An 18,401-nucleotide genomic window follows, 5' to 3' on the forward strand; every position below is an offset into this window, starting at 1 on the left:
CAGCCGCCCCTAGTTTGTTTGGATACACTGAATCCCCCACCCCATTCCCAAAAAACTAAAAAAAGAGATTGAGTGAGATTGACCCAGATAACAACCCTCATTATTAAAAATCTGACCCCAACAGGCAAAACAGTAGTCAGAATTATCTATATTCAGTTGTATCTTTTTCTGAAAAAATCAACTAAACTACTCTTAATCGCGCGGGTTACTGAATTACTAGTTTTGAAAAATTTAAGCCATTTAAAGGAGCTTGACTGACTATGTCAAAGAAATTATTAACGATTGCTCTTGGTACTTCACTGGTATTTGGTGCTGCCCTTCCTTCGGCTTTTGCCGGCTCCATCGCTGATCATTCAGCAAAGATCGAAGCCGCAAAGACCATTATGACGAAACAAAATGATAAGCCTAAATTCTACTCTGCGAAACTTTCAAAATCTGTTGTAAAAACGGAAAAAGAAGTGAAGAATCTATTAAAAGCAAACCAGGAGGTCCTGGGCATCGATCCTTCGGCAGAATTGACGCTGCTTGAGACCACGACCGATGACCTTGGCATGACTCATTATAAATTCTCTCAGTCGGTAAAAGGGGTTCCTGTTGATGGAGCCATCTTCACGGTCCATACGGACAAAAACAATGTGATCGCAAACGCATCCGGTCAAGTCTATCCGGCTGCTTCTAAAAACCTGAAGAAACAAAAAGCGGAGATCAACAAAGAAGATGCCGTGAACCTGGCCTGGAAGCATATCGGGATCAGCGAGTCTGACACAATCCCTGCAGCCGGTGAGACTCTCGACACTCCTAAACACAGTGACGTAAAGAACACCACCGTCAAAAAGGATTTGGTGGTCCATGAAAATAACGGGGAATTCAATCTTGCCTACAAAGTACAGCTTCAATTCATCGAGCCGTACGGCGCCAACTGGCAGGTGTATGTAGATGCTGTCAGCGGTGATATCCTTGAAGCTTACAACGCCGTAACGGACGCCGCAACAACTGGATCAGGAACCGGAGTGTTAGGGGATTCCAAACAGCTTAATACTTATTACTCGAACGGAACGTACTATCTATTTGATGTAACAAAGCCGATGAACGGCGTCATCGAAACCCGTACGGCCAAAAACGGGACAAGCCTTCCAGGTTCCTACTCCGTTGACAGCAATAATGCCTGGACCGCCACTTCGCAAAGAGCTGATGTGGATGCCCATGCCTATGCCGGGGCTGTGTATGACTACTATCTGAACACCCATAACCGGAACAGCTTTGATAACAATGGGGCCACCATCCGCTCCACGGTCCACTACGGATCCAAATACAATAATGCCTTCTGGAATGGATCCCAGATGGTCTATGGTGACGGCGACGGGACGACATTCCGCTCCTTGTCAGGCGCGAAAGACGTCGTAGCCCATGAAATCACCCATGCCGTCACGGAAAGAACAGCAGGCTTGCAGTATCAATATCAATCTGGCGCACTCAATGAGTCCTTCTCAGATGTATTCGGCTACTTCCTTGATTCAGGAGATTACTTGATCGGCGAAGATGTATACACGCCAAATGTCTCAGGAGATGCCCTGCGCAGCCTGTCCAACCCAGCCAAATACGGCCAGCCGGAACACATGAATAATTATGTCAACACTTCTTCCGATAACGGAGGCGTCCATACAAATTCGGGCATCCCGAACAAGGCAGCCTATAACACCATTGCTAGCATCGGCAAAGCCAAAGCTGAAAAAATCTATTACAGAGCGCTGACTGTCTACCTGACACCGACAAGCAACTTCAGCTACGCCCGTGCAGCCCTCCTTCAATCAGCAGCCGACCTTTATGGCAGCGGAAGCACAACCTATAATGCTGTAAAAACGGCGTGGGATAATGTAGGGGTTTATTAAACTAATAGATCGGATATAGAAACATGTAAGGGACTCGCCAACTGGCGGGTCCTTTCATTTTTTTTAAAAATATATTGATCCTTTAAAAAATCTTCTCTTAAATGTCCAACAGTCGTTTGTACAATCCCTTGTCCCCGGGTCAAGAATTGTAAATGTAATACTCCATTATTGAAGACAAAACAATCAAAAATCCCCTCCTGAATAATCAGAAGGGGGTAGATAGGGGTCAATCTCAAGATGTATTATATATTCCCCCGCAAGAAGTATTCATAAACTGGGTAAGATTACTTATACTACCAGTCTTTTTGCTTCCAGCCTTACTTCAAATCTGAGAACCTCTCATTTCGTTCAAGGTATAGCCAGACAAACCAGTTGGAATGGTTGACCCTGAAACCCAGCAGAATGCCTCTTCCAGCTAAAACCTTATATAAAAATAACTGGGAGAACGGATTTGTCCTGTACCCTTCTGCCACCTACTAACAGGAGTTGTTGCAATAACATCCTCCCCCTTGTACCTGGTCATGACCGCTCTTTCAAAATACAAGCCGCTCCATATTCTCCTTCATCCAGGCATGCTGTCCTCACTCCCTGCCTCAAGACGGCAGACCCGTTCAATCGCTCTGATTTGGATAAGTGGAATGAGAGAGTCGGTATCAAGCATTCTCAGGAAGGCATTGGTGACCTCCTTGTTTTTGTCTGTGATGGATCATCTTCCTCCTTCGAAGATTCTTTTGATTCTTAATCGTTCTTTTCTTTCTTCTCTTTCTTAAGTTCTTCTTGTTGTACTGCAGTTGTTTTTTCGTCGTTCACCGACTGTTCAGCAGTTGTTCTGTCATTTTCTTCGTGTTAATTCTCCTCCCGACCGTCCGACAAAATTGTGAAAAGGAGTCCGTACCTCGTTTCCTCTGTTTGTATGTACTTAAGCTCCACCAGGCGGTCAATGCTGCTTTTGATAGTGCTGATGGACGGAACCTTCAGATTTCCGTTTGCCACATAAAGCAGATCCTCCGAGAGCATTGAATAAGACCGTAAGTATTGCCCTCTCTCCACCTTCACCCCATCAACCCAAACAAAGTCCTCTTGTACTGCCCTTACTAGAAGCAGCAGAAAAAGCCGCAAAGTTAACGGCTCAGTCCAGATCTTTTCCACATTGCATTCCACATATTGATTTTCACTTGTCATTTTGTTCAACCTCCTACTTTTTCTCAACTTCTATATAGGAGAAAAAAACGAAAACGGACACCCTTTCTCTCGTAAATATTTTTACTGCCACTTCCATCAGCAAAACTAGTAATGGCAGAGATAGATTCCAAACCTCGCCCCTATCCCCTACTACTGCTAAGAATCATGAAGGAAAAAAAACATCTGTAAGAGCCACCGCCCGTAAAGTAACCCTTAAACTTTTCCACTCCAACTGAGCAGACCATTGATCAGCCACAGTATTCGCCCTTTTTTCTCCAGAGAATTATGTTTTAATTCCAAAGAGTGATGATCTAGTTAAGGGAAAACAGCTGCAAAACGATGGGCGAATGACAGAAAAACTGTAGGAAAACAACAATAAGAATTAAAAGATAAAAAGAAAAAGAAAAGATCTTTCTAAAAAAGCACCAACATCAGAGGATGTCACAAAGTTGGTAGTTAACTAAGCTATGCTGAGTAATTTTTTAAAAACTCACCAAGTGAATTTCCGAAAGAAGATGCGATTAAAAGGTCCAGCCATTCGAAAGAAATTGAAAAACGAAATTCATGGTGTCCTTTCCTCCCCCTCCTCCCTATATAGAGGGTGAAAGGAGGTGAGACACATGGCAACTTCAGATTTGAAAAGTATCAAACTGAGAATGATCTATGATAACGGAGTGGATGAGAATGGCAAGCCGCTGTCTTCCAGCAAGACTTACTCCAACATCAACTACGCTTCAACACCGGACGAAATTCTTCAGGCTGCTCAGGCAGTAGCGGGACTAAGCTCTAGACCGCTTATGCTGATCGAGAAGAATGATAGTTACGGCATCAACGCGTAAGTAGTGTAGAAGACTGATAGAAAGGAGGTGAAACGTAATGGCTAAAACATTGGAACTGCAGTTTCTTACCCAATTTGGAAAAACAGCACGAGTTTCCGTTGATGAACCCATCGAGCCTGTAGACCCTGTCCAGGTGAAGCAGGTAATGGACACCATCATCGCAACGAATGTCTTCCAAAGCAACACTGGTGCCCTTGTATCTGCCGAAGGTGCTCGTGTGGTCGAGCGCAATGTCACGGAATACGAAGTGTAATGAATGAAAGGTGCCCCGAGGCTTTGGCTAAAGGGCACCTTATTTAATGAAGGAGGTGAATCCGTTGGAAGAAGTGATGTCATTCGTCTCAGAGGTAGGATTTCCGATCCTAGTGACAATGTATCTGCTTCATAGAATTGAAACGAAGCTTGAAGCAGTCATTGCCTCGATCAGGCTGCTCCCGCAAGAGATGAAGAATCAATAAGGACAAAAGCACTTATTTGAATAGTTGTAACCAAATAAGTGCTTTTTTAAGGCAATACTCTACCTGCTAATGCTGTAACACACTGGGGGTCAGGCCATCCCTATTTAGTCTTTCAATAACCATATTAAATGTGTTTGCAGAATTGTCTTCCCTTTCATGTGTATAATGTCCATTACTTCCACTTGGAAAAAGTGAAGCAACAACTACAGGTTTCTTTATCATTTGAGGAAGTCTTCCGGTGGTAATTTCCACGATTGTATCTTTACGATCAACCAACTTCGTCACTCCAGACTTAATGTCAGAAAGGTACTCTAAACCTGTTTGTCCTAAACATAAAATAACATCTGGGGATACAATTTCAATTTCCTTCTCTAATACTCTTTTCCAATCACCACTTACCTTTCTTGCATCCGTAACATACAAAAATCTATTGTCCAATTCCAACTTTTTAAATAGATTACGAAAACGAGTAAACGCTCCGAACTTTTGCCAATCATATCTTCTTACATATTCATTTAAATCGGAAGATGATTTACTTTCATCAATAAGAAATGGCATATAAGCTACCACACTCCCTTTATTCGGACCAAGGGAGTCTTGTGTTAAGATCATAACTCTTGGTGCCTTTATATCTGAAAAGTACTTATCTCCCCACCAGGGAAGATCTGCGCCATCACCAAACGCTTCCAGACTTTGAGTGGAGATAAACTCGTCTACTTCTTTTGAATATGTGTGGTTAGGATATTCCTTTTGAAAAATTCGCAGTGGTGAATTTTTCGAGTAACGATTTTGTGAGTAAATCCTCGTATCCCTAAACAGCTCACTTAATGCTTTTACATTTCTTTTATCCATTTAACCCTCTCCCTTTTTTTAAAAAACAAAACGGCTTTTCTATATAAAAAAATCTATTAGTAAAAGTCATTATGCTATTCGGTATTCATGAATAAAAAATAACTTAGCATCCTGTTTTATCCTAAAAAGGTCATAGTACAGGGTTTAAACACCCTGTACTTATTATGTGTAATAAATGATGGGACAAGGAAACTGTCCCTTAATTAGTAGCTTGCAAGCTTATCAAGGACGTTGTTTGATACAGCTGCTTCTCCTCCCAGAATGGTATAAAAAGGCGGCACTTGCTGTTTCAAATAGCTCTCAACTGTTTCAGGAACCCGGTTTTGTTCAACAAGAATAATTGGTTCAGAATATTTGGCTGCCAAAACGGAACCTGTTAATGCATCCGCAAAGTTCTCACCGGTTGCGATGGTTACCATATCACTTGCCATAGGTAGGGATTTTGCAATACGGACCGATGTGTCATAACGATTTTCTCCAGCTATTCTCTGTGGATTTTTTGATTTCAACTGGTTGATCACGTTATTTGTAATGACACTTGTTCCACCTACAACAACAGTTTGATTAACGTTCTGCAATGCAGACTGTGTTTCACTCGGCAGAGAATCCTTATCGCTCAGTAAAATAGGAAGTCCGTTTACAGCTGCATAAGGAGCCACCGACAGGGCATCAGGAAAATTCCCACCAAAGGCGATAACTGCTTTATTATAACCACCAAGTTCTGCAGCAATCTTTGCAGCAGTATCATAACGGTTCTCGCCTCCTATGCGTCTTACGTTCACCCCCGTCCCTTCCCTTAATTCTCTTTCGACACTTGAAGATATGGCGTTAGTTCCCCCAAGGATAATGACATTCGATGCACCTAAATTCTGAATCTGTGCTTTTACAGCACTATGCAAAGTACCCTTAGGGTTCAATAAAATGGGGGCATCTTTTTGATAGGCAAGCGGGGCTCCAGCCAATGCATCTGGAAATGTAATGTCCCTTGCCAAAATGACTGTATCGGCCCCATACGGCCATCCCATATTCGATATTTCTACTGCCGTTTCATACCTGTTATCGCCCGAAACCCTTAGAATATTGTCATAATAAGGAACATCTTCTTCCAAAGAGAAGGCAGCCAGTGCATACAGTCCGCCTCCACCATTCTCTAAAAGGTCTGCAGCGAAAATGTAGTATGTTCCAGGACTCACATCATAATAGACTATTGCTTTAGTACCGTCTTCTATGGCGGCATCATCAGGCTCCAGAGCATTATAAGAAGCATCCACCAAAATGAATCCTAAATCATTGTAATAGGACTCCTGAGTTCCTACCAATCCCAAATCCTGTGTGGAATCTATTTTAATCTTAAAAAAATCAACGTCCTGGGACCAGCCGAATGATCCGATGACATAATCTCCAAGATTAATAGGATCTGCAAGATCAAAAGTATCATTCGGTTCTGCCTCATATACTTCCCCGAGCAATTCCATCTCATCTGCTGAAGTACCTTTCCCAACCTTCCCTTTCACCCTGGAAACCGCCTCATTCAGCTTTTCACTCTCGTAATCTGACGGTGTATCAAAAGGAATATCCTGTATTCCCTTTTTAATAGAATTATGCGATCCTGCCGTCTCAATTCCGAGCGTACTTCCACCGCTCAACAATAAAGAACTCACTGTGACTGCCGAAACAACTATCATTCTCAATAGCTTCCCATTCTTCATCTACCATTCCCCTTTAATATTTAATGAATAGGTTTTTGGACCTAGTAACAACTATAACCTATTTTTGGTATTTTCTGTTAGTATTTACCGTTTTATATTTTTTCATTTTCCTATTTTTAGTTTATTAACAGGAGTAAAAAATAATGAATAATATTTATAGGAGAGTAGAACCGGGGCTTGCACCCTCTGGCCTCCCGATAAACCGGACGGGTAGATTTCCTGAACCAGGCTTCCCTCTGTAGGGCTTTTTAAACATTGGCGTACCCTGATAAGCTTCTCGGCGAACAATGGTAAAGAAGTTGGCCAAGGTGGCAGATTCTCTTAACCTGTCTCACTTTAGGGCTTTAACGCACTGGTGGCCAGGTCCTGAGCCTGTCGATACTGACCAGGTTATGCAGGTAAAGGACACAATCATAGAAACGATGTTTTCCAGAACAAAACGGGTGCCCTTGTATCTGCTGAAGGTGCCCGTGTAGTCGAACGAAATGTCACGGAATACGAAGTGTAATTAACGAAAAGGTGCCCCGCGGCTTTGGCTAGAGGGCGCCTTATTAAATGAAGGAGGTGAATCCGTTGGAGGAAGTAATGTCGTTCGTCTCAGAAGTAGGCTTTCCGATCCTGGTGACAATGTATCGTCTGCTTCATAGAATAGAAACGAAGCTTGAAGCTGTCATTGCCTCGATCAGGCTGCTGCCGCAGGAGATGAAGAATCAATAATGAAAAAAGCGCTTATTTGATTAGATGCAATCAGATAAGCGCTTTTTTATATGGCGGGACGGGGGACCTATTCTCATGTCTCCCTCTGTGACAATTGCGTACAAATTATCTGTATTTTGATATAATTTTAATAATTGTACTGATTAGTGAAGTTTATAGCCTGCCAAAGGGCATGTAATTATACAAAGGGGGAGTCAATATTGTTTCTTGCAGAAAGAATAAGGCAATTGAGGATTCATAAAGGGCTGAACCAATCTGAATTGGTTGACGGCATCTGTTCAATTACATATCTTAGCAGGATAGAAAACGGAAAAATAAAGCCATCCAAAAATTTTCTCAAAAAAATATCTCAACGTCTTGATATAGATTTAGATTACCTTGTAGATAGCAATATTCAAAAGTTTGAGGACACCATTCAGAAAATTTCTGACAGTTATAAAGAAAGTACAGAGTTGACTGATAAAGAAATTGCTTTTCTTGAAATGCATGCTTTAGAACTACATTCAGTCCCAGTTCTTCTAAAAATTCATGGGGTGCTTCTCCATTATTATGTGAGTAAACAAGAAAACGACAATGCAGACAGGATTTATGAGAATTCCCAAAGGTTACTTCCAGATGGAGGACTCGAATACTATCAATTTGAAGAATCGGTCTACTACTTTATTTCATGTGGTAATTATTTTTACAATAAGCAGCTATTCCATAGAGCCAATGATTATTACACAAATGCTGAGAAATTTATAGAAGATGCCGATGATTTTCAAAAAGCCAATTTATATTATAATCTGGGTCTGGTAAAACAAAGAATTTCAAAGAACCAGCAAATAAGTAGATATTATTCACTTAAGTCTTATAATTTATACAAAGAACTCAACTTGCCCATTAAAATTATATCGGTTCTTATCACCCTTGGGGTTCAATATCACTTGGATGATATGTATGAAGAAGCAAAAGAATGTTTAGATAGGGCTAAGATTTTGAATAACGATTACAAAATCAAAACTTTTTCAGGCATGATCAACTATAATTATGGACGAATCTATCAAGGGATGAAGGATTTCAATCATGCAATTCAGTATTTTAATGAGAGTTTGGAATTCTATAAGGACAGCTCAAAAGAAAAAATATATTCCTTAAAGGGGCTAATTGAAGTTTATTCTGAACTAAAAGAATGGAACTTAGTCAACAATTACATTATGGAAGCAGTTAACTTGGTTAATGAACACGATCTGAAGTACCTTCATGTAGAGATCCATGCTATGGTAGCAGAATTATATAAAGTCCGAAATAACTATTATAGTTACGAAAAAGAAATGCAGCGAATCATTCATTTCGCCGAAAGTCACCATCAACACCTTTTAATTAAGAAACATTCTATCAAGTTAGCCGATCATTATTTTAGTATTAATGCATATAAAATGGCAGCTAAATACTATCAAATTGCTCTTAAATATAGTGAGCAAATGAACGAAGAGATCCAATAAAGATAATCACTAAAAAAATCAAGTAAATAACTTAAGTAAAATAATGATAAATTCAGGAATAATATATATATATTTTACTAGTTAATTTTTACCACTATTTCCCCCTATAATAAAGTTAACAATTAAAGGGGTGTTCAAAATGAAAAAATTAATATGTGGATTGTTAAATTTAAACCTAATGTTAATTCTGCTATTCAATAACTATATAGAGGTAGATGTACCTGCCGAACTACACAGTAACGACAAACAGATGTCCATAAACGATGAAAATCAACCAGGGCCGTTTGTTATCAAGGGCTAATAACTATGTGAAAAAGAGATGATACTGCTGTTCCAACAGCAGTATCATCTCTTTTTTTATTTGTAACTTCCTACATAATGGTAAAACTACTCCGTGAATTCTGAGAATAACTCCATTCTTTCTTAATGTAATTTTACTCCTTTTATTAAACCATTCAATTTACCTATAGTGTTTAGTAGATACCTTTAAGGGAGGTGATTGTATGTCAGACAATGCTAAAGGGATCCCCATACAAATAATAAAAGCTGCAAACCCTTATACCCATGAAGACATGTATCTTGATAAGCCCTCTCCTATTGTCTACCTGGATACGCTGGCTCAAATAATGTATGAGGGATATAAACAAAAAGACATCAACGATTTCTCTATAGTTCCTCTAATCCTAGTGTTAGAGAAGGATACTATTTATGACATTAAATCAAAAGGAGTATTTAAGCTCGATATACAGAAAGAACTTATTCATCCACTAGTAACCCTAAACCATACGGATTGGGATTATTTGGTTGAAAGTTCGAAATCTGGCCTAGGGATAGGCTACATGGTCTCCCCTGAAAGCAAGGGAGTAGAAAAAACGCAACTTGCAGATTTAATAAATACCATTAGTAAAATTATAGAATTACACGGTGAAATAAATGACTTTATTGTTGAAGTCCCACCACATTCAACAACCTTTCATCTGTCCTACATCCAGTGGATTACGAAAAAGTAAATATAACTTATATTAATGAGGTGATCATATGATCGATGTTTCAGAGGAATTTATTGATGATATTGAAAATTATGAGAAGGCATATGAAGAAAAAACAGGCAAAGAGGTTACCCGGTTATCCTATTGGAATGCTTTTCCCCCTCTTGCAGAAAAAATGATTAAAAAGATACCATTCTATGAAGATATTAAGACGACTAACTATATCTTTTCTTATGAAATAAGCAATATATTGAAGGATCAATTAATTCGGAAATTTGGATGTGAAACAGAAGTGAATGACATTATCATCACACAGAGCGGCTCTCTATCCATTTACAATGTTGTCAACTTTTTGAAGTATAAAGGAATTGATTCTATTGCATTACTTTCACCTGTCTACTTTACCGTCCCCTACGTATGTGAAAACTTATCAATTGACTACAGTCATTTTTATATGGATAGAAACAACGAGGAATATCACCTTACTGAAAATGCAATTAGACAAATAGATGATTATGATGTTGTATGGATTACCAACCCTGTTTATTGCGCGAGTGTGTATTATTCAGATGAGTTTCATTCATTGATTGATAAATGGATTAAGCAAGGGAAGTATATCATTTTTGATGAGGCACTCTGCCTATATGGTAATGAGTTGATCAGGGACTATTATGAACATGAAAACGTAATCAGTATATGTTCTCCACATAAATCACTATGTATTAATGGAAATAAATTCTCGGGAATAATCACTTCAAAAAAACACTCACGAATATTTAATGCATGGATAGATATAATCTCTGGCTGTCTTTCTATTTCAAACCTAAAAGCCATCCATCACTTTTTATCAGATGATTATGTTCAACTTCAATCTTTCTTCCGTGAACTGACATATCAAAACTATAAATCCATTGAAAAATTGTGTGAAACCTATGACGTCGAATACGACAAAAGCGCTGATGGATGTTTCATGTCCTTGTATTTCTCGGAATTAGACGCAAGCCTTGGTGACAGTGATAGCTTTATTAAAACTATCATCCTGGATCTTGGTATCAGCTTCATACCTGGTTCCAGAAATCACATGAACCCTTGCTTTGGATTTTCTTTTCGAATTAACTTAAGCCGAATCACGGACAAGTATTTAGATGATTTACAAAACCTTATTATCTATTTAAAACTTAGAGGGTCAAAACCTTCCCACAATTCCAAAGAGCCATTACTGATTAAACCTTGAGACCATATAAAAGGAGGATGAAAATGAAAAAACTTAAAAGCTTGATAACTGATAAAGAAGTCAAGGTAGGATTTTATGATGGGGAACAAAATATTTCTAATTATATATTTAAGTCAAGAAATCCAGGAACCGAACTTGGAAAAAGGCTGGTATTCATTACACTACTTCGGTATGCCATCCTGGATTGCCTGGCTATTGATGAGTACGAGATTGAAGAGGGTCTGACACAAAGTGAAATTGATTATATAAACGGTGAGATACAGAACATGCTTGATTATAGCGAAGGGTATCATCACTTAGAAATAAACAGCCCGAAAATTCTATATAACCAGCTCGCTGATTCCCCTTCCAAAAAGATCAACTTAGATACTAACAAGTGTTATATAGGATACTCAGGGGGAAAAGACTCGAAATTATGTTTAGACCTTATTAAGGATGATTTTGCAGAAGTGAAAAAATTCAAGATTAACTTCGATGAAGAAGAATTTAAAAGTGAATTCCATGAGAAATTAGAAATTGTTAATAGCACGTACTACCAAAAGGTATCAACTAAATTCTTATACGAAGAAAGCGGAAAAAACTACTATCAAGAAGAGGATCTGCACTGCTGTTTTGCTGCGCCGTATTTTTCCGTAAAGGAAATGAGTCCTTCTCATTTATCTGTTGGTCTGCAATTCGATGTGATTAACCATTATGTATACGATGATAATGGTGGTTTAATCAGTGAATTCGGTCTTACTGAAACATATAAATCAGTGAAGACATTTGAAAATCTGCTCAAAAACTATGGGCTGGTGAACTTTAAAGTGATTGTACCTCTTGCCTCTGCTACTTCTTTTGCTATTTATACTATTTTAAAAAGTAAATTCGGAGAAGATGGGTTGAGAAGCTTTAATTCATGCTGGTATCCATCTGAAGATGATGTTGCTTGTGGAGTCTGTATGAAGTGTCAAAGAGTAAGCTATATTTACAAAGTTATCGGAATGGATTTAACCCCTGTAGAAAGAAAAAGTTTAACTATATTCGAGGAAAGTGGACATGACTTAGACTTTCTCTTTGGTTCTATAAGTTGTATGAAACTGCTGGATGGAACCACAACAGGTTACCGGTCCGGTGATGTAAAGAACCATTTGTTTATAGACGAAAAGATAGAAGATATTGATGGTGGATACAGCAGGAAAATAAGCGACTTATTTGGATTGGCCATAATAGAGAATCCACTAAAAGAAGGAGTATACCATGAATAAAATTCTTAGAGCTTTAAAAGATAAAACAATCTCCCATCCAAATAAAGAGGTGATTTTATCCCAGGTTAAAACTTATACATTATCAGAAATTGAAACACTCACAAATAAATTAGCCAGCTATATCGTTCAGGAATTTGATCAACAAGAACATGTACCCGTATATTCTACAAATGACATTAAATATATTTTAGGAATGATCTCGATCTGGAAGGCTGGCAAGATTTATGTTCCATTTAATTCAGATACACCAAATGAAAGAATCAAAGACATTACAGTAAGGCTAAATGCCAGTAAAGTGCTAACCGATATTGAGTCATTTGCTAATATACATAATGATGCGGTTAATTATGACCTGCAAGTAATTGAAGGATTCGCTGATATTGATCTTTCTCTGCCTGCAAATAAAACCTCTTATGTACTGACAACTTCAGGTACCACGGGCACTCCAAAATTAGTAGAAGTATCGGATGAAAACTTGAATTGGCTGCTGGAAACTATGAATACCTTGATTCCTTTTAAGGATGATGACACATTTCTTATCTCAACACCACCCTCTTTTGATGTCTGTTTTCATGAGATGCTGTCATGGATATATGGGGATGGGAAGGTTCTCTTGATAAATGGGGCCAGCCCCTTGGATAAGTTTAAAAAATTACCTAAATACTTACTTAATCAAGAGGTTACCCACTTAGCCCTTTCTCCATCTGTATGCAAAAGCATTTATAATATTATTGGAGAAAATAAAGAAAATATAACATTAAAATACCTCTTGTTAGCTGGAGAAGAATTACCGGCCAGCCTTGCCAAATCTCTATTAAGCTTAGAAGATTTAAATATTTTCAACCTGTATGGCCCTACTGAGACGACAATTTATGCTACATATAAGAAAGTGAATGAGGCAGTGAGCAGCAAGGTGCCGATTGGCCAAGCATTACCAGGAGCACAGGTCGTGCTAATAGATCAAAATAATGAAATTACAAATGAATATGGTGAAATTTATATTGCTGGAGATGGTGTTTCTCTAGGTTATCTAAATGATCATAAACTAAGTGATGAAAAATTCAAAACGATCCATGGCACGCGATTTTATAAAACAGGTGACTACGGCTATTATGATGGGAAAGACATTATATTTGATGGAAGAATAGATTCTCAAGTCAAAATAAACGGTATTAGAGTGGAATTAAACGAGATTGATAATACTATATCCAGATTAATAGGGAGCAATAAAAATAAAACCATTTACTATAAGAAGCAAATTATTTCTTTTATTGTTGACGATGTTCAAATGAACGAAAAGAAATTGGAGCAAAAGATTGCTTCCCTTCTACCCTACTATATGGTTCCTTCTAAGATTATAAGCATCAAGGAGCTTCCTTTAACACTAAATAGAAAAGTCGACGAAAAAAAGCTGATAAATATTTATGAGAATTCACTTGAAAGTACCCAAGAAGATCTGAAGACACCTCTAAATGCAGATGAAGAATATCTAAAAATCTTTACTGATGTCGTGAATCAAGAGGTAGATTATCACGACAATTTATTAAATAAATTTCATATCGACTCCTTAGATCAAGTAGCGATAACAATCGGCCTGGAGGAATACTTTAATATTGAGATTGATAGTAACCTCCTTCTTAACTATAGAACTCCTAAAGATTTATATGCATACCTGACAAATAACAAAAAGAATGAAATCAATGATGACAAAGAAAGTACCAGGACTGAAGTATTGCCTTATATTAAAGATAATATTACTGCAAACACTTACAACCTATTAAATAGAGAGGCGGTTTTGCAAGAAACTTACTATATTCAGAAATGTTATTATCACGATCATTTTGACCAAGTATTGTACGACAAAATTCTCCTGCCCGATTCTTATAAGCTATCTGATATTGAAAAGGCTATAAATAAAGTGATTTCAGATAATGAACTACTCCGTTCATATCTGGCTATGGTGGAGAATCAATTGTTCTTTAAATGTGCAGACTCCTTTAACTTTCAACTAAGAGAATATGAATGCTCTTTTGATGAAGCAGCTAGAGATGAAGTAATAAATTATATAAAAGAGTTGAAATTGCAGATATTATCATATTTCTTAGTTATATCTGATAATAGAAACTCGTATTTACATGTTTTTATTAACCATCATATTTGTGACCAAGCATCTCTGAACTTACTGTTGGTGAAGATCTCCAATGAACTGCAAGGAGTCAAAAACATATCAAATCCAGACAGAAATTATTTTGAATTTATTAAGTATCAAAATCGATCCATTGAGACCCAAGAAGAGACATTATCAAGGATATTCGATTTCGGTTTTGATTTGGTAACTCAAGAAAATCTAAAGCCATCTCACAAAGAAATTCAGTATATAGAATTGGACTACAAGGGTAATGGCACAAACGAAAGTGTTGCTTACTTAAATTATGTCATTATGCAAGCTATAATGGCCGGTCAACAATTAGATGTGATTTCTGGCGGCAGCCTTGTTGACTTAAGGGAATTTACTGACTTTGACGCATCGAATCTGATTGGTGATATTCATACCACAATCCCTCTAATCAGTTACTCAGGTGAGAGTTATTCGAAGTACTATGAGCGGTTTGCCTATCTATATAAATTAGCTGAAGAAGGAGTAAACATTAATAATATTCTTTACTATAACTATCCTTCCGTTAAGCAAGAACATAAAGAATACGAATTATTTATAGATGATAATCAAAAAGTAAGTTCTAACTATCTTGGAGGCATTAAGTGTAACGATATTCAGAACTTCGTGAGAGAACTTAAAGAAAAAAACATTGTTCTAAAAACATTTTCTTTAACTAAACATTATGTGACATGTTTTCAGACCGATAAAAAACTAATTATAGTTCCTCTGAATGGTGTCCAAATTTGTGAAGAAACCATAAAAGCATTCAATGGCAGTGTCTATTATGAAGATTGATAGTCTTACAACAATGTTTATTAGCTGTGGACCCTTAGTTCCAATGAGGGGGAGGTTCGAATATGTATAATTCAAATAAGCGCCTTCTTTTAGGAGGAGCATTAATTACTCAACTTGGTGATTTTGTCTTCGAATTTGCTATTAAGTGGTGGGTTGCAGCCGTTTCAGGCAGCGCAATGTTACTAGCCATCATATTATCTATTGAAACATTATTCAGTGTTTTCTTTAATGCAATAGGTGGTGTTCTTGCCGATGCGAGAAATAAAAAGAAAATACTCATAGTAACAGATATCATTAGCGGTTTTGCCTGTTTCATATTATGGTTTTTTATAAAAGAGAATGAAGTAAATGTAGTGTTGGTTTCTATAATCAATGTTGTGTTAGCTATCACATACTCTTTTTATTCACCTACAGTTAAATCAATCGTGACAAATGTAATTGATAAAGATTCAATTGTTAAATTTAACGCCTCTTTGAATGGAATCAGTGAGCTTATCAAGATTTCCGGACCTGTAATTGGTCTATTTCTAATAGGTTTAATTGGTATCAAGGGGATATTCCTGGTAAATGGTATTTCATTTTTAGCAGCCGCCTTTTTAGAGAGTCGAATTAAATACACATACAACCCAGAAAACAACAAACAGACATCGAATGATTATAAGACAGTTTGGGAGGACTTCAAAAAAGGGCTGATTTATATTAAGAATCACAAACAACTTATGAGGATTCTCCTTTTAGCGTCGCTTGTTAATTTTTTCTTGGCTGGCTATATTCTTATACTGCCCTTCCACTCTTTAGATTTTTTCACTTCTAACATGTATGCAAAAGTATTGCTTTTCCAATCATTAGGGGGAGTATTAGCCACCTTTATTACACATCGATTCGAGAAGAAAGTAGAGATGATCCCTTTACCCTACTTTTTACTTTTAACTGGAATTACATTACTACCTGTTTTTATAACGGTAAATCAAATAGTATTCATCGTCTGTATATTTGCTTATGGTTTCTTTATTACATTATTTAACATAAGCTTTATCTCTTATATTCAACTGAACTCTGATGAAAATTACTTAGGAAGAATATTTAGTGTAGTATTTACAGTCGCTATTCTATGTATGCCATTTGGTAACTTCTTCTTCGGCTGGCTCTATAGTTATACCTCAGAAAATACATTAAGTATTATTGGAATATCAGTTGTCATTCTTTCTTCTATTTATGTTATCAGCGAGAACAGACATATAGTTCCAGTAGAAAACAGCCATAACCAAGCATGAGAAATAAGCTAATCAATTCTGATACAAGGTTGATTAGCTTCCTTCATAGAATTGAAATGCTTGAAGCCGTGTTTGCCTCGATCAGGCTGCTGCCGCAGGAGATGAAGAATCAATAATGACAAAAGCGCTTATTTGATTCGTTTCAATCAAATAAGCGCTTTTTAAATGATATCACTATCATGTATGCAATGCGACTGCTTTCCTGAACATAATGCTCATTTGAAGCAGCGTAATGCCGCGAATCCCCAAATTCCGATATATAGTGACGTGGGGTGCCGGTCCTTCTATCCCCTTTTATCTTGTTACCTGAGAACCGTCAATCTGCTAAAATAATCTTATTGTCCCACAGGAACCCGGGATTGTTTTTTCGCATATTCAATCACAGCTTTTCCAAGTGTTTTGGCAGCAACGAGCATCGCTTTTTCATTGATTTTGAATTTAGGATGGTGGTGAGGATACGTTTCCTCCCAGTCCGGGTCGCCTGCTCCTGTGAAGAAGAAGGTTCCTTTTACGTGCTGCAGATAATAAGAGAAGTCTTCCCCGCCCATTTGTGGAGCTGGCTCATATACATTTTTTACGCCCGGAACAGATTCAGCGAGCTCTGCGACGAATTCAGTTTCTTCCGGATGATTGACACAGGCCGGATAACCTCTGACAAACTCAAATTTATAGTCAGCATCAGCTGAGAGGCACGTCCCTTTCACCACACGCTCGATTTCCTTCTCTACTAGATTGCGTACATCTTCCTTAAACGTCCTTACTGTTCCGGTTAACTCCACTGAATCGGCAATAACATTAAACGCATTCTTTGCTACAAAGTTCCCGATGGACACAACGGCGGATTCAAGCGGGTCCACCCGGCGCGCAACAATTTGCTGTAAGCTTGTCACCACTTGGGATGCGACTACAACAGAGTCTTTTGTCAGGTGAGGCTGAGCACCGTGCCCGCCTTTCCCTTGAATCTTCAGATGGAAACGATCTGCCGCAGCCATCACGGGACCAGAACGGAAACCTACTTCCCCCACATGCGCATTCGCCCATAGGTGAGTACCGAAGATCACATCCACCCCTTCAAGACAACCGTCTTCGATCATGGCAATCGCACCGCCCGGTTGGTATTCCTCAGCGTGCTGATGGATGAACACAACCGTACCCTCCAGCTCGTCCTTCATACTGTTAAGCGCTTTGGCCAGTACAAGCAGTTCCGCAGTATGGCCGTCATGTCCGCAGGCATGCATCACACCATTCACCTTGGACTTGTGAGGAAGGTCCGTTTCTTCCTGAATCGGCAAGGCGTCAAAGTCGGCACGCAAAGCAATGGTTGGTCCCGGTTTTCCACCTGTAAGTTTCGCCACAACACCGCGGCCGCCTACTTCTGTTCGAACTTCATGCCCCAGTTGGTTATGGTAGTTGGCGATAAATTTAGGCGTTTCCACTTCTTCAAAAGAAAGTTCGGGATGCATATGCAGGTGGCGGAAAACTTCCACCATTTCATCGTACAAGTGATCAAGCTGTTGATATAATTTTTCCATTACATTAACACCATCCTATTTTATTATTAGTGGGACAGGTTC

At 38.3% G+C, this 18,401-nt stretch carries 15 protein-coding genes; 11 read left to right on the forward strand and 4 right to left on the reverse strand.

All coding sequences use genetic code 11. The annotated features are described in order from the left end of the window. Window positions 1-260 precede the first annotated feature (260 nt). Window positions 261-1,889, forward strand: coding sequence for a M4 family metallopeptidase (locus ACOJQI_RS20890; protein ID WP_421381732.1), 1,629 nt, complete (start codon window positions 261-263; stop codon window positions 1,887-1,889). A gap of 846 nt (window positions 1,890-2,735) precedes the next feature. Here ACOJQI_RS20890 and ACOJQI_RS20895 read toward each other — a convergent pair. Then, complete coding sequence (locus tag ACOJQI_RS20895) at window positions 2,736-3,071, reverse strand: hypothetical protein (protein ID WP_421381734.1); 336 nt, start codon at window positions 3,069-3,071, stop codon at window positions 2,736-2,738. 620 nt (window positions 3,072-3,691) lie between these two features. Between ACOJQI_RS20895 and ACOJQI_RS20900 the strand changes: the two genes are divergently transcribed. The 3 genes from ACOJQI_RS20900 (at window position 3,692) to ACOJQI_RS20910 (ending at window position 4,368) form a co-directional block, all read left to right on the forward strand. Further along, on the forward strand, window positions 3,692-3,910 hold the full coding sequence (locus tag ACOJQI_RS20900; RefSeq protein WP_421381736.1) for a DUF1659 domain-containing protein: 219 nt from the start codon (window positions 3,692-3,694) through the stop codon (window positions 3,908-3,910). A 37-nt stretch (window positions 3,911-3,947) separates the two neighbouring features. Beyond that, window positions 3,948-4,163, forward strand: a complete 216-nt coding sequence (locus ACOJQI_RS20905) for a DUF2922 domain-containing protein (RefSeq protein WP_421381738.1) — start codon at window positions 3,948-3,950, stop codon at window positions 4,161-4,163. Between the two features lie 64 nt (window positions 4,164-4,227). Further along, complete coding sequence (locus ACOJQI_RS20910) at window positions 4,228-4,368, forward strand: YvrJ family protein (protein ID WP_421381740.1); 141 nt, start codon at window positions 4,228-4,230, stop codon at window positions 4,366-4,368. Between the two features lie 66 nt (window positions 4,369-4,434). Here the strand turns inward: ACOJQI_RS20910 and ACOJQI_RS20915 are convergent, their stop codons facing one another. After that, window positions 4,435-5,220, reverse strand: a complete 786-nt coding sequence (locus tag ACOJQI_RS20915) for a hypothetical protein (protein ID WP_421381742.1) — start codon at window positions 5,218-5,220, stop codon at window positions 4,435-4,437. 203 nt (window positions 5,221-5,423) lie between these two features. Continuing rightward, complete coding sequence (locus ACOJQI_RS20920; RefSeq protein WP_421381744.1) at window positions 5,424-6,929, reverse strand: cell wall-binding repeat-containing protein; 1,506 nt, start codon at window positions 6,927-6,929, stop codon at window positions 5,424-5,426. Between the two features lie 573 nt (window positions 6,930-7,502). On the opposite strand from ACOJQI_RS20920, the gene ACOJQI_RS20925 reads away from it, so the two are divergent. The 7 genes from ACOJQI_RS20925 to ACOJQI_RS20955 all read left to right on the forward strand — a co-directional run bounded on the left by ACOJQI_RS20925 (window position 7,503) and on the right by ACOJQI_RS20955 (window position 16,827). Then, window positions 7,503-7,646: a YvrJ family protein gene (locus ACOJQI_RS20925; RefSeq protein ID WP_421381746.1), complete on the forward strand. Its 144-nt coding sequence runs from the start codon at window positions 7,503-7,505 to the stop codon at window positions 7,644-7,646. A gap of 200 nt (window positions 7,647-7,846) precedes the next feature. Further along, complete coding sequence (locus ACOJQI_RS20930; protein ID WP_421381748.1) at window positions 7,847-9,130, forward strand: helix-turn-helix domain-containing protein; 1,284 nt, start codon at window positions 7,847-7,849, stop codon at window positions 9,128-9,130. A gap of 503 nt (window positions 9,131-9,633) precedes the next feature. Beyond that, window positions 9,634-10,140, forward strand: coding sequence for a hypothetical protein (locus ACOJQI_RS20935; RefSeq protein WP_421381750.1), 507 nt, complete (start codon window positions 9,634-9,636; stop codon window positions 10,138-10,140). Window positions 10,141-10,168: 28 nt separating this feature from the next. After that, window positions 10,169-11,353 carry a hypothetical protein gene (locus ACOJQI_RS20940; protein WP_421381752.1) on the forward strand — a complete coding sequence of 395 codons (1,185 nt, stop codon included), beginning with the start codon at window positions 10,169-10,171 and terminating at the stop codon, window positions 11,351-11,353. 23 nt (window positions 11,354-11,376) lie between these two features. Continuing rightward, a complete protein-coding gene (locus ACOJQI_RS20945; RefSeq protein ID WP_421381754.1) occupies window positions 11,377-12,600 on the forward strand; it encodes a hypothetical protein in 1,224 nt (407 codons plus the stop codon). After that, window positions 12,593-15,553, forward strand: coding sequence for a non-ribosomal peptide synthetase (locus ACOJQI_RS20950; RefSeq protein ID WP_421381756.1), 2,961 nt, complete (start codon window positions 12,593-12,595; stop codon window positions 15,551-15,553). Before ACOJQI_RS20945 ends, ACOJQI_RS20950 begins: the two co-directional genes overlap by 8 nt. 62 nt (window positions 15,554-15,615) lie before the next feature. Then, complete coding sequence (locus ACOJQI_RS20955) at window positions 15,616-16,827, forward strand: MFS transporter (RefSeq protein ID WP_421381758.1); 1,212 nt, start codon at window positions 15,616-15,618, stop codon at window positions 16,825-16,827. A 335-nt stretch (window positions 16,828-17,162) separates the two neighbouring features. Here ACOJQI_RS20955 and ACOJQI_RS20960 read toward each other — a convergent pair whose 3' ends face one another. Then, entirely contained in the window at window positions 17,163-18,359 is a 1,197-nt protein-coding gene (locus tag ACOJQI_RS20960; RefSeq protein ID WP_421381760.1) for a M20 family metallopeptidase, read from the reverse strand. Between the last annotated feature and the right edge of the window lie 42 nt (window positions 18,360-18,401).

Source organism: Bacillus salacetis (assembly GCF_049177075.1).
Taxonomy (GTDB): domain Bacteria; phylum Bacillota; class Bacilli; order Bacillales; family Bacillaceae_B; genus Rossellomorea; species Rossellomorea salacetis_A.